At 60.9% G+C, this 640-nt stretch carries 1 protein-coding gene; it reads right to left on the reverse strand.

Annotation, left to right across the window (positions count from 1 at the left end; all coding sequences use genetic code 11):
• Window positions 1-640, reverse strand: a 640-nt coding sequence (locus CHU32_RS27920; RefSeq protein WP_116628784.1) for a type VI secretion system Vgr family protein, incomplete at both ends; no start/stop codon positions are given.

Here is a 640-nt window from a genome sequence, read left to right on the forward strand (position 1 = left end):
TCCAGGCTGTGCGTCCCCCCGACCCGGCTGATATGGTCTCCCGTCGTGCTCTGCTCCTGCTTCCCTTCCACCGTCACCTTGCGGTCGTTCTTCACATACAGCCCGTCGTCATGGCTGATACTCGCCATCCGGTCATTCGCCACCTTCAGCGTCTGGTCGTTACGCACCGTCACGCTCCGGTCGTTCGCCACCGTAATCGTCTGGTCGTGGCCCCCTTCCTTCCTGCTGCCCACCTTCACCGTCTGGCCCTTAACCACCCTGATTCGCTGGTTGTTCCCGATGGTCTCCGTGTGGTCGTGTTTTACTTTTGTGGTGCGGTCGTTCAGCACCTCCGTGTCCATGTTCTTCTGCGCGTGGATATACACCTGCTCGTTATCCGTCGCGTCCTCGAACCGCAGCTCGTTAAATCCGCTTCCCCTGTACGTCTTCGACCGGATGGTCATCTGCGTCTTCGTCCCCGGCAGGCTCCCCGGTGAACGGTTGTCCTCATGGTACGTCCTGCCCATGATTATGGGCTGGTCCGGGTCTCCGTTCAGGAAGTCCACTATCACCTCCTGACCAATTCGCGGTATCGCCAGGTTCCCGAATCCCGGCCCCGCCCACGCCTGCGACACCCGCACCCAGCACGAACTCGTCTCGT

It is taken from the genome of Superficieibacter electus, assembly GCF_002915575.1.
Taxonomy (GTDB): domain Bacteria; phylum Pseudomonadota; class Gammaproteobacteria; order Enterobacterales; family Enterobacteriaceae; genus Superficieibacter; species Superficieibacter electus.